This window comes from Paraburkholderia sp. J69-1 (genome assembly GCF_905220255.1).
GTDB lineage: Bacteria > Pseudomonadota > Gammaproteobacteria > Burkholderiales > Burkholderiaceae > Paraburkholderia.
Genome location: NZ_CAJMZG010000023.1, coordinates 77,639 through 90,088, shown reverse-complemented (window position 1 = coordinate 90,088; position 12,450 = coordinate 77,639). Strand labels below are relative to the sequence as shown.

The window sequence follows — 12,450 nt, the reverse complement described above, 5'->3', positions numbered from 1 at the left end:
GCGCTGGCGCGGCCCTGGCGGGTCTGCGGGTATTCACCAACGGACCAGGAAAATCGAGCATGGCACGGCTTGCACGTCTTTATGTCCCCGACCAGCCGCAGCATGTGATTCTGCGCGGACTGGATCAGCAGCCCGCATTCGTCGACGACCAGGACTACGAACTGTTCATCGACTGCCTGAAGGCAGCGGCGCGCGATCACCACCTTGCGGTGCATGCCTGGGTTTTGATGCCCGGCGCGGTGCAACTGCTCGTCACGCCATCCGACGAATCGAGCCTTCCCAAGGCCATGCAGGCGGTCGGCAGACGCTACGTGGCGCACTTCAACCGCCGTTACGCGCGGCGCGGCACGCTCTGGGAAGGGCGTTACCGCGCGACCGTCATCGAGGGCGAGCGCTTCTTTCTGCTGGCGAGCCGCGTCGTCGAAATGGCGCCGGTGCGCAACGGCCTCGTGGCGGCGGCGGAGGACTATCGCTGGTCGAGTTACCGGCATCACATCGGGCTCACCGTCGATAGCCTCATCACCGATCACCCGCTGTATTGGGCGCTCGGCAATACGCCGTTCGAGCGCCAGCGCGCCTATCGCGAGCTGTGCGAGCAGCCGTTCGACGAGCGCGAAACCAATCAGCTGATGCAGGCCACGCTCAAGGGCTGGGTGCTGGGCAGCGATACCTATCGCGACTGGGCTTCGCGTTCGGCGAACCGGCGCGTTTCGCCGCTGCCGCGCGGGCGGCCGCGCAAGGTGAGGGAAGCGCCGGGCGCGACGGCCGCGCCCGCAGGACCGGCTGGCGTAGCCGGCGCGCTGGGTGCGGCACCGACGGCGACGGCCGGCACGGTGAGCGCGGGCACGGTCGCGCCGGGCGGGAATGCAGGCGGTCACACCGCCGGTCATGCGCCGCAATCCGGCCCCTTTTCATCGCCGAGCACCGCTTCGCAGCCCGGATCGAACGCGGCAGGCCATGCCGGAACCGCTTCGAGTAGTGGTAGCAGCGCAACGCCAGGGGCAAATACGGGTGGTTCGAGCGGCCATTCTGCGGGTTCGCCGGGTTCGGGGTCGAGCGGCGGTTCGGGATCGACATCGGGCCATCACGAGCACAAACCCGGCACCGGTACGCACTGACTGCGTTACTAATCAGATACTTACGAGATAAAACGGCATCTTCGGGTGCCGTTTTTATTTGCCCGATTATGATGCGGCCCCAATAAAAAAGCGCCGCAATGCACCATGACGATAATTGGGGTCTAAACATGCACATTTATTTGCATGCCCTTGATTCGTCGCGTATATTCGCCTTTCGGCTCTCCTGGACGCACAACGCGGGAAGCCAGCATCGCCCGCGCAACGCCGTACAGCGGTCACGCAAGCGGCGGGAAAACAAAGTACGGAATCAACGGCCATCCCCCGGCCCCTCTTGGACGGTGTCCCCATGAACGATCACCTGCAGCGCGCCGCGGTGCCCGCCGCGCAAGGTCTGTATGACCCGCAAAACGAACACGACGCTTGTGGCGTCGGCTTCGTCGCCCACATCAAGGGCAAGAAGAGCCACGAAATCATTCAGCAAGGCCTGAAGATTCTCGAAAACCTCGACCACCGGGGCGCCGTCGGCGCCGATCCGCTGATGGGCGACGGCGCGGGCATCCTGATCCAGATTCCGGACGCGTTCTATCGCGAAGAAATGGCTCGTCAGGGCGTGACGCTGCCGCCGTTCGGCGAGTACGGCGTCGGCATGGTCTTCCTGCCGAAGGAACACGCTTCGCGTCTCGCCTGCGAGCAGGAACTCGAGCGCACGGTGCGTGCAGAAGGCCAGGTCGTGCTGGGCTGGCGCGATGTGCCGGTCGACCACACGATGCCGATCTCGCCCACGGTCAAGGCCAGCGAGCCGCTGATCCGCCAGATCTTCATCGGCCGCGGCAAGGACGTGATGGTGACGGACGCGCTCGAGCGCAAGCTGTACATCATCCGCAAGACTGCAAGCCACCGCATTCAGGCGCTCAAGCTCAAGCACGGCAAGGAATACTTCGTGCCGTCGTGCTCGGCGCGCACGATTGTCTACAAGGGTCTGCTGCTCGCAGGTCAGGTTGGCGTGTACTACCGCGACCTGCAGGACGAGCGCGTGGTTTCGGCGCTGGCGCTCGTGCACCAGCGCTTCTCCACGAACACGTTCCCGGCGTGGGAACTGGCTCACCCGTACCGCATGATCGCCCACAACGGTGAAATCAACACCGTGAAGGGCAACGTGAACTGGCTGAACGCCCGTACCGGCGCGATCGCCTCGCACGTGCTGGGCGACGACCTGCCCAAGCTCTGGCCGCTGATCTACCCGGGCCAGTCGGACACGGCATCGTTCGACAACTGTCTCGAACTGCTGGTGATGGCAGGCTACCCGCTCGTCCACGCGATGATGATGATGATCCCGGAAGCCTGGGAACAGCACACGCTGATGGACGAGAACCGCAAGGCGTTCTACGAATACCACGCAGCGATGATGGAGCCGTGGGACGGCCCCGCGGCGATCGCCTTCACGGACGGCCGCCAGATCGGCGCGACGCTCGACCGTAACGGTCTGCGTCCGGCGCGCTACATCGTCACGGACGACGACCTGGTCATCATGGCGTCGGAAGCCGGCACGCTGCCGATTCCCGAATCCAAGATCGTCAAGAAGTGGCGTCTGCAGCCGGGCAAGATGTTCCTGATCGACATGGAACACGGCCGCATCATCGACGACAAGGAACTGAAGGACAACCTCGCCAACGCCAAGCCGTACAAGAGCTGGATCGACGCCGTGCGCATCAAGCTCGACGAGATCGAGCCGAAGGCGGAAGACGTCGCGACCGCGCGCGCTGAAGCCGCTGTGCTGCTCGACCGTCAGCAGGCGTTCGGTTACACGCAGGAAGACCTGAAGTTCCTGATGGCGCCGATGGCGATGTCGGGTGAAGAGGCCGTCGGTTCGATGGGCAACGACTCGCCGCTGGCGGTCATGTCCAACAAGAACAAGACGCTCTACAACTACTTCAAGCAGCTGTTCGCGCAGGTCACCAACCCGCCGATCGACCCGATCCGCGAAAACATGGTGATGTCGCTTGTGTCGTTCATCGGCCCGAAGCCGAACCTGCTCGACACCAACAACATCAACCCGCCGATGCGTCTCGAAGTGTCTCAGCCGGTGCTCGACTTCAAGGACATCGCGAAGATCCGCGCGATCGAGCAGTACACGGGCGGCAAGTTCAGCAGCTACGAGCTGAACATCTGCTATCCGGTGGCCTGGGGCAAGGAAGGTATCGAAGCGCGTCTGGCGTCGCTGTGCGCGGAAGCCGTCGATGCGGTGAAGTCGGGCTACAACATCCTGATCGTGTCGGACCGCAAGGCCGACCGCGACAATGTGGCGATTCCGGCGCTGCTCGCCACCTCGGCGATCCACTCGCACCTCGTCCAGCACGGCCTGCGCACGAGCACGGGTCTGGTCGTGGAAACGGGTTCGGCGCGTGAAACGCACCACTTCGCGCTGCTCGCGGGCTTCGGCGCAGAAGCCGTGCACCCGTACCTCGCGATGGAATCGCTCGCGCAGATGGCGCAGGGCCTGAAGGGCGACCTGTCGGCGGACAAGGCTGTCTACAACTTCACCAAGGCAGTGGGCAAGGGCCTGCTCAAGGTGATGTCGAAGATGGGCATCTCCACGTACATGTCGTACACGGGCGCACAGATTTTCGAAGCCGTCGGTCTGGCTGACGACCTCATCGCCAAGTACTTCAAGGGCACGGCGTCGAAGGTCGGCGGTATCGGCCTGTTCGAAGTGGCGGAAGAAGCGATCCGTCTGCACCACGACGCATTCGGCGACAACCCGGTTCTCGCCAACATGCTCGACGCAGGCGGCGAGTACGCGTTCCGCGTGCGCGGCGAAGACCACATGTGGACGCCGGACGCGATCGCCAAGCTCCAGCACTCGGCACGCAGCAACTCGTACCAGACGTACAAGGAATACGCGCACCTGATCAACGATCAGACGAAGCGCCACATGACCTTCCGCGGTCTGTTCGAATTCCGCATCAACCCGTCGAGCGCGATCTCGATCGACGACGTCGAACCGGCCAAGGAAATCGTCAAGCGCTTTGCGACTGGCGCGATGTCGCTCGGCTCGATCAGCACGGAAGCGCACGCCACGCTGGCTGTCGCGATGAACCGTATCGGCGGCAAGTCGAACACGGGTGAAGGCGGCGAAGACGAGAAGCGTTATCGCAACGAGCTGCGCGGCATTCCGATCAAGAACGGCGACACGATGCGTTCGATCATCGGCGAAGAAGTCGTCAAGGACATCCCGCTGAAGGATGGCGACTCGCTGCGTTCGAAGATCAAGCAGGTCGCGTCGGGCCGTTTCGGCGTGTCGGCGGAGTATCTGTCGTCGGCTGACCAGATCCAGATCAAGATGGCGCAGGGCGCGAAGCCGGGCGAAGGCGGTCAGCTGCCGGGTCACAAGGTTTCGGAGTACATCGGCAAGCTGCGTTACTCGGTGCCGGGCGTGGGCCTCATTTCGCCGCCGCCGCACCACGACATCTACTCGATCGAAGATTTGGCACAGCTGATTCACGATCTGAAGAACGTGAACCCGGTTTCGTCGATCTCGGTGAAGCTGGTGTCGGAAGTGGGCGTGGGCACGGTGGCAGCCGGCGTGGCGAAGGCCAAGGCCGACCACGTCGTGATCGCCGGTCACGACGGCGGCACGGGCGCATCGCCGCTGTCGTCGCTCAAGCACGCAGGCACGCCGTGGGAACTGGGTCTGGCGGAAACGCAGCAGACCCTGGTGCTGAACCAGCTGCGCGGCCGTATCCGCGTGCAGGCCGACGGTCAGATGAAGACCGGCCGCGACGTGGTGATCGGCGCGCTGCTCGGCGCGGACGAATTCGGCTTTGCGACGGCGCCGCTCGTCGTGCAGGGCTGCATCATGATGCGCAAGTGCCATCTGAACACCTGCCCGGTCGGCGTTGCGACGCAAGATCCGGTGCTGCGCGCGAAGTTCTCGGGCCAGCCCGAGCACGTCGTCAACTTCTTCTTCTTCATCGCTGAAGAAGTGCGCGAAATCATGGCGCAACTGGGTATCCGCAAGTTCGACGATCTGGTCGGCCGCGCGGATCTGCTCGACACGCGCCGTGGCGTGGAACACTGGAAGGCCAAGGGTCTGGACTTCTCGCGCGTGTTCTACCAGCCGCTGGTTGGCGAAGACGTGGCACGCAAGCACGTCGACACGCAGGACCACGGTCTGGACCGCGCGCTCGATCACACGCTGATCGAGAAGGCGAAGGCTGCGATCGACAAGGGCGAGCACGTCTCGTTCATCCAGCCGGTGCGCAACGTCAACCGTACGGTCGGCGCGATGCTCTCGGGCATGGTCGCGAAGAAGTACGGCCACGACGGTCTGCCGGAAGATTCGATCCACATCCAGCTCAAGGGCACGGCGGGTCAGAGCTTCGGCGCGTTCCTCGCACGCGGCATCACGCTGGACCTCGTGGGCGACGGTAACGACTACGTGGGCAAGGGCCTGTCGGGTGGCCGCATCATCATCCGTCCGACCAACGACTTCCGCGGCAAGTCCGAAGAAAACATCATCTGCGGCAACACGGTGATGTACGGCGCACTCGAAGGCGAAGCCTTCCTGCGCGGCGTGGCGGGCGAGCGTTTCGCGGTGCGTAACTCGGGCGCGACGGCGATCGTCGAAGGCACGGGCGACCACGGCTGCGAATACATGACGGGCGGCACGGTGGTGGTGCTCGGCGAAACGGGCCGTAACTTCGCGGCGGGCATGTCGGGCGGTATCGCCTACGTGTACGACCCGGAAGGCACCTTCGCCGGCAAGTGCAACAAGTCGATGGTCACGCTCGATCCGGTGCTGCAACAGGCCGAACAGGAGCGCACGGTCGACCGCACGCTGTGGCACGCAGGCCAGACCGACGAAGCGCTGCTCAAGGGACTCGTCGAGCGTCACTTCCAGTTCACCGGCTCGCCGCGTGCGAAGGCGCTGCTGGAAAACTGGGATGCGGCACGCCGCCAGTTCGTGAAGGTGTTCCCGACGGAATACAAGCGCGCACTGGGTGAAATCGGCGCGAAGAAGGCGAACCAGGAAGTACTGGCCGCTTAAGCGTCGAGACGACTCCAAGACGAAGCGCCCGCTGCGCACTTTAGTGATGCAGCGGCGGGCGCGGTCCCCCTCACTGAATAGATTAGATAGACGAGAGCCACATGGGTAAGGCAACCGGTTTTCTCGAGTTCGAGCGCCAGCATGAGGCGTACGAAGCACCGCTCACGCGCGTGAAGCACTACAAGGAATTCGTCGCGGCGCTCTCCGACGCCGACGCGAAGGTCCAGGGCGCACGCTGCATGGACTGCGGCATCCCGTTCTGCAACAACGGCTGCCCGGTCAACAACATCATTCCGGACTTCAACGACCTCGTGTTCCGCCAGGACTGGAAGAACGCGATCGAAGTCCTGCACTCGACCAACAACTTCCCCGAGTTCACGGGCCGTATCTGCCCGGCGCCCTGCGAAGCGGCGTGTACGCTCGGCATCAACAACGATCCGGTCGGCATCAAGTCGATCGAGCACGCGATCATCGACAAGGCCTGGGCCGAAGGCTGGGTCGCGCCGCAAGTCGCGAAGCACAAGACGGGCAAGAAGGTTGCCGTCGTCGGTTCGGGTCCTGCGGGTCTGGCCACGGCGCAGCAACTCGCGCGCGCCGGTCATGACGTGACGGTGTTCGAAAAGAACGATCGCATCGGCGGCCTGCTGCGTTACGGCATCCCCGACTTCAAGCTGGAAAAGTGGCTGATCGATCGCCGCATGCGCCAGATGGAAGCCGAAGGCGTGACGTTCCGCACCAACGTGTTCATCGGCAAGGGTGAACTGCCGGCGTACATCGGCAACACGGCCAAGGAAACCATTTCGCCGGACGAGCTGAAGGAACAGTTCGACGCCGTGGTGATCGCGGGCGGTTCGGAAACGCCGCGCGACCTGCCGGTGCCGGGCCGCGAACTCGAAGGCGTGTACTACGCCATGGACTTCCTGCCGCAGCAGAACAAGGTCAACGCCGGCGACAAGCTGCCGAACCAGCTGCTGGCCAAGGGCAAGCACGTGGTCGTGATCGGCGGCGGCGATACGGGTTCCGACTGCGTCGGCACCTCGAACCGTCACGGCGCGAAGAACGTCACGCAGTTCGAACTGCTGCCGCAACCGCCGGAAGAAGAGAACAAGCCGCTCGTGTGGCCGTACTGGCCGGTCAAGCTGCGCACGTCGTCGTCGCACGAAGAAGGCTGCTCGCGTGACTGGGCAGTCGCTACCAAGCGCCTCGAAGGCAAGAACGGCAAGGTCGAGAAGCTGATCGCCGCGCGCGTCGAGTGGAAGGACGGCAAGATGGTCGAAGTGCCGGATTCGGAATTCGAAATGAAGGCCGATCTGGTGCTGCTGGCGATGGGCTTCACGCAGCCGGTTTCGCCGGTGCTGGAAGCGTTCGGCGTCGACAAGGATGCGCGCGGCAACGTGCGCGCCGCGACCGAAGGCGACAAGGCGTACTACACGTCGGTGGACAAGGTGTTCACGGCAGGCGACATGCGCCGTGGCCAGTCGCTCGTCGTGTGGGCGATCCGTGAAGGCCGTCAATGCGCGCGCTCCGTCGACGCGTTCCTGATGGGCAGCACCGAACTGCCGCGCTAAGTTTTCTTGTGCGTCCCGCCGGTTGCGGCGGAACGCATGGGAGACGGCAGGAGACACTTGCTTGAGAAGCCGGGCATCCGCAAGGATGACCCGGCTTTTTTACGTCGGGCTTTTTTACGTCGCTACGTCGGGCGAGCGGCGTACCATGACCCGATTGCCTGACGATTCAAGGCTCGCGATCATGTCCGAAGCCCGCGAAAACGTGCAGCAAAGCGATCAGTGGAAACGCTGTTTCATCGCGCTCGCGCCCGATGCGCCATCGCGCGACGCACTCGCCGCGCTCGACGTGCCGCCCAACGCGCGGCGCGTGCCGACTACGCAATTGCATCTGACCGTGACGTTCATTGGCGCGATGTCGTTCGCGCAGGGCGAGGCGCTGGCCGGGCGGCTTGCGCAGCAGGCGGCGTCGCTGGCCTCGCCGTTTCCGGCGGCATCCGTCACGCAGATCGAATGCTGGCCAGGCCGCGCGCAGCCGCGCCTGATGGTGGCGGTGCTCGCGATGTCCGATGCGTTCACGGCGCTCGACTGGGGAGTGCGTTCGTCGATGGGCGAAGTGGGCTTGCCGCTCGATGCGCGCGCGTTTCGTCCGCATGTGACGCTCGCGCGCTTCACCCGCGATGCGCGCGGCGCGCCGCCGGTTATGTCGGGCGACAGCTTGCCGCCGCTGAGGTTCACGTCGCTCGTGCTGTATTCGAGCACGCTCGCGAAGCAGGGCGCGAAGTATGAGGCGCTGGCGAGTGTGGCGCTCTAAAGCTTGGCTCATTGCCGTCGCTTATTGACGTCGCTCATTGCCGCCGATATCGCGCCAAAGTCAGCCCATCCAGATCGATTTCCGGCGCGCGCTGCGTGACGAGATCGGCGATCACGCGTCCCGAGCCCATCGACATCGCCCAGCCCGTCGAGCCGTGGCCGACGTTGAGCCATAAACCGTCGACGCCCGACGTGCCCAGCAGCGGCGCGCCGTCCGGCACCATCGGCCGGCGTCCGACCCAGAATTGCGCCGACGAAGGCGTCGCCGCATGCGGGAACCAGTCGTCGAGCACTTTCATGAGCGTCTGCAAGGCCTGCTCGCGCAGCGTCGTGCGATGGTTGCCGAGTTCCGCCGTGCCCGCCACGCGCAGATACGGCCCGAAGCGCGTGATCGCGGTCTTGAGCGACTCGTCCATGAGCGCGGCGCGCGGCGCTTTTTGTTCGTCGACGACCGGCAGCGTGGCCGAATACCCCTTCACCGGATACAGCGGCACGCGCACGCCCAGCGGCGCGACCAGCGCGGCGCTTTCCACGCCCAGCGCGACCACCACGGTGTCCGCGGCGAGCGACTGCGGCGCGGCATTGGCCGCCGGTTCGCTGAGATCGGCCGGGCGCAGCACTTCGGCGGGCGCGCGGCGCTGCTCGCGGCGATTGCGCGCCTCGCGTCCCGGCACGGGCCGCACGCGCACGCCCGTGATCTTGCCGCCCGCGGCTTCGAGCGCGAGCACTTCGGTATCGAAGACGAACTTCACGCCCTTGCTCTCGCACACGGCGCGCAACTCGCGCGTGAAGCGGGCGCAGTCGCCGGCTTCGTCGTCGGGCAGATAGATGCCGGCGACGGGTTTTGTGCGCGACCACGCGAGGCCCGGTTCGACCTGCGCGCAGGCCACGGCATCCAGTTCGCGCCAGGCGATGCCCGCGTCGCGCAGCACGGCCAGCGCCGGTTGCGCGAGTTCGACGTCGTAGTCGCTGCGAAAGAGTTGCAGATAGCCCTGGCTGCGTCCGTACTCGAACGCATGCTGCGCGCGAAACGCGTGCAGACACTCGCGGCTGTAGTACGCGATGCGCTGCATCCGCTGCTTGTTGACGCGAAAACGCGCAAGGTCGCATTCGCGCAGCCAGCGCGCGATCCAGCGCCACTGCGCGGTGTCGAGCGCAGGCCGGAAGATCAGCGGCGAAGTGGGCTTGAGCAGGTATTGGATGAGCTTGCCCGGCATGCCCGGCGCCGCCCACGGCGTAACGTAGCCCGGCGCGATCACGCCCGCGTTGCCGAAGCTCGTGCCGAGCGCGACACCAGGCTCGCGCTCGATGACCGTGACGTCGCAGCCTCGTTCGCTCAAATAATAAGCAGTGGCGACACCGATAACACCGGCGCCGAGGACGATCGTTTTCATGCCGGACGTAGCGGTCGGAGCCGTGGTTGCATTGGGGACAGACGATATTGCAGCACGTTCAGACTCATTGTGCAGTGGAATCGGCAGAAGGTTGAGCGGGCGCAGGCAGGCGGTTTTTGTCGCTGGCGGGCTCCAGCACCTTGCCTTTGGTTTCGGGCAGGCACAGTGCGGAAACGATCACGAGCAGATAACCCGCACCGGCCACTGTGCCGCTTGCTTTGTGGAGTCGAACGCGGCCACGGCATCGCCGCGGGAACCGGCGTCGAGCAGGCGGCGCTCGTGGTTGTTCAGTCTACTGAACCATTGGAATGAGCGCATCGCGCTTCGTCTCCCCCTCGTTTGTTGTGCGGGCCACGACCGGTGGGGCGGTGGGTGGCCGATCTTTGCCTGACAGCGCGCGATGCGACGTCCGTCAGAATGCCGGCTATTTTACGGTGCGATGCGCCGTCGAGGCGAGGGGCGTTGAAAGCGGGGTGTCGGCGAACGCCGTGGCCGCGTGCGGGCCGGGGAGGGAAGCTGGATCGCGAGCGAACGCGTGTCGCTCGCTGCTTGCGCTCAACCGCGTGTGGTTGAGCGCAAATGGGTTTTTCGCAGGAACGCCGGGCGCTCCACTTACGTATCGATCACGCGGCGACGCGCTCTTCCGGCGAGCGCTCGATTTCGAGCGTTTCGTGGTGATACGCCGAAAGCGATTCGCGATGCGCGACGCTCACGATCGCCGCCTTCGGCAGACGCTCGACGAAGAGCTTGTACAGACGCCCTTCGTTATCGGGATCGAGCGCGCTGGTCGCTTCGTCGAGGAACAGATAGTCGGGCTTGTGCAGCAGCACGCGCGCGCCGGCGAGGCGTTGCTGTTCGCCCGGCGAGAGCACGCGCGACCAGTGCGCAGACTCGCCCAGACGCTCTGCGTACTCTTCCAGGCGGCAGGCGCGCAGCGCTTCGCGGCAGTCTTCGTCGCTGTAATCGTCGGCGGGCGAGGGGTAGGTGAGCGCCGCCTTGAGCGAGCCGATCGGCAGATAGCTTTGCTGCGGGATGAACATCATGCGCGCATCCACCGGCGCGTCGATCGAGCCTTCGCCGAACGGCCAGAGACCCGCGAGCGCGCGCATCAGCGTGCTCTTGCCCGCGCCCGACGGACCGCGCACGAGCCAGCGCGAACCCGGCTTGATGGCGATGTCGCGCACTTCCGAAAGCGGCTTGCCGTTGGGCAGCGCGAGCTTCAGATGTTCAGTGCTGAGCTGGCTCGCATCGACGAAATGCAGGTTGATGCCGCCGTGTTCCGTGGCCGGCGAGACGGTTTCTTTCAGACGCGGCGAATGCACCACGCGCACGAATTCGCGCAGACGGTTCACAGTAGCGCGCCATTCGACGAGGGTCGCGTAACTATTGATGAACCACGAGAACGAATCGCTCACGGTGCCGAAGGCCTGCGAGATCTGCATCAGCACGCCGAAGGTGAAGGCGCCCGCGAAGTAGCGCGGCGCGGCCACCACGAGCGGGAAAATGATGGCGATCTGGCCGTAGAAGCTCAGCACGAAGGTGAGGCGCTTGGTGTACTTCATCACGCGCCACCAGTTTTCGCGGATGTGCGCGAACAGGCCCTGCGCGTTGCTGCGCTCGGTGTTCATGCCGTCATACAGCGCGATCTGCTCGGCGTTTTCGCGCAGGCGGATCAGGCCGAAGCGGAAGTCCGCTTCCACCTTCTGTTGCTGATAGTTGATCGACACGAGCGGATGGCCGACCTTCTGGATCACGAGCGAACCGAACACGGCGTAGAGCGCGGCGGCCCAGACCATGTAGCCCGGAATCGTGATGGGCGTGGCGCCCAGCGAGAAAGTCAGTGCGCCGGCGAGCGACCACAGGATCGTGATGAACGACACCAGCGTGACGACCGTCGAAAGCAGATCGAGCGTGAGCGACAGCGTGGTGGTGGCGAACGACTGCAGGTCGTCGCTGATCCGCTGGTCGGGGTTATCGGCGAGACGGTCGCGCTCGATGCGGTAGAACGCGCCCTGGCCGAGCCACTCGTTCAGAAAGCGCGTGGTGAGCCACTGGCGCCAGCGGAAGCCGAGCATCTGGCGCAGATAGCGCCCGTACACCGCGAGGATGATGAAGCCGAACGCGAGCACGGTGAAGATCATCAGCAGATGCGGGAACTGCTTGACGTCCTTGTTCTGCAGCGCGTTGTAGAAGTCCGCGTTCCAGCTATTGAGCCGCACGTTGATCCACACGACGAGCAGGTTCATCACGATGATCGCGACGAGCAGGCTCCATGCGATCCAGCGTTCCTCGGAGACCCAGTAGGGCTTGATCAGGCTCCAGGCCGTGATCTTGTGATGCTCGTTCTGATCCGGCGTGGCGCGGGGAGTGGAGTTGGTCATGTGCGTCCTGATGTTGTACCGGCCCGCGGCCGGAATCGACGATGCCCGCCATCGCTGGTGTGATGCGGTGGCATGCTGCCGTGCGCGTGTTGTTCAACAGCGCTGGGATTCTGTCCCGCAGCGCTTAAACGAGTCTTAACCGTGCAGCAATCTCGCCCCTTGAGGCCTTGCTGCGCAATGCGATCCGGCACTCGCGCCGGCTCAGCGCATTGTGCCAGAGCGGTGATTGTG

5 protein-coding genes and 1 pseudogene are annotated in these 12,450 nt (G+C 64.7%); 4 read left to right on the top strand and 2 right to left on the bottom strand.

Annotation, left to right across the window (positions count from 1 at the left end; translation table 11 throughout):
• Positions 1 to 59: 59 nt before the first annotated feature.
• From U5A67_RS32495 to thpR, 4 genes and pseudogenes are all read left to right on the top strand, one after another.
• Positions 60 to 749: pseudogene (locus U5A67_RS32495) on the top strand (transposase); the annotation flags it as partial.
• A gap of 676 nt (positions 750 to 1,425) precedes the next feature.
• Positions 1,426 to 6,126 (top strand): glutamate synthase-related protein, encoded by a 4,701-nt coding sequence (locus tag U5A67_RS32490; RefSeq protein ID WP_321817577.1) that lies wholly within the window; start codon positions 1,426 to 1,428, stop codon positions 6,124 to 6,126.
• A 101-nt stretch (positions 6,127 to 6,227) separates the two neighbouring features.
• Complete coding sequence (locus U5A67_RS32485) at positions 6,228 to 7,694, top strand: glutamate synthase subunit beta (protein ID WP_205987129.1); 1,467 nt, start codon at positions 6,228 to 6,230, stop codon at positions 7,692 to 7,694.
• A 181-nt stretch (positions 7,695 to 7,875) separates the two neighbouring features.
• Positions 7,876 to 8,445: an RNA 2',3'-cyclic phosphodiesterase gene (gene thpR, locus U5A67_RS32480; protein WP_321817576.1), complete on the top strand. Its 570-nt coding sequence runs from the start codon at positions 7,876 to 7,878 to the stop codon at positions 8,443 to 8,445.
• Between the two features lie 34 nt (positions 8,446 to 8,479).
• Here the strand turns inward: thpR and U5A67_RS32475 are convergent, their stop codons facing one another.
• Complete coding sequence (locus tag U5A67_RS32475; RefSeq protein ID WP_321817575.1) at positions 8,480 to 9,838, bottom strand: D-amino acid dehydrogenase; 1,359 nt, start codon at positions 9,836 to 9,838, stop codon at positions 8,480 to 8,482.
• Positions 9,839 to 10,461: 623 nt separating this feature from the next.
• Positions 10,462 to 12,219, bottom strand: coding sequence for an ABC transporter ATP-binding protein/permease (locus tag U5A67_RS32470; protein ID WP_321817574.1), 1,758 nt, complete (start codon positions 12,217 to 12,219; stop codon positions 10,462 to 10,464).
• Positions 12,220 to 12,450: the final 231 nt, after the last annotated feature.

Bases quoted from the DNA above. Each gene is read 5' to 3' on its own strand.
- U5A67_RS32470 (WP_321817574.1), bottom strand. From the start codon at position 12,219: ATGACCAACTCCACTCCCCGCGCCACGCCGGATCAGAACGAGCATCAC.
- U5A67_RS32490 (WP_321817577.1), top strand. From the start codon at position 1,426: ATGAACGATCACCTGCAGCGCGCCGCGGTGCCCGCCGCGCAAGGTCTG.
- U5A67_RS32475 (WP_321817575.1), bottom strand. From the start codon at position 9,838: ATGAAAACGATCGTCCTCGGCGCCGGTGTTATCGGTGTCGCCACTGCT.
- U5A67_RS32485 (WP_205987129.1), top strand. From the start codon at position 6,228: ATGGGTAAGGCAACCGGTTTTCTCGAGTTCGAGCGCCAGCATGAGGCG.
- thpR (WP_321817576.1), top strand. From the start codon at position 7,876: ATGTCCGAAGCCCGCGAAAACGTGCAGCAAAGCGATCAGTGGAAACGC.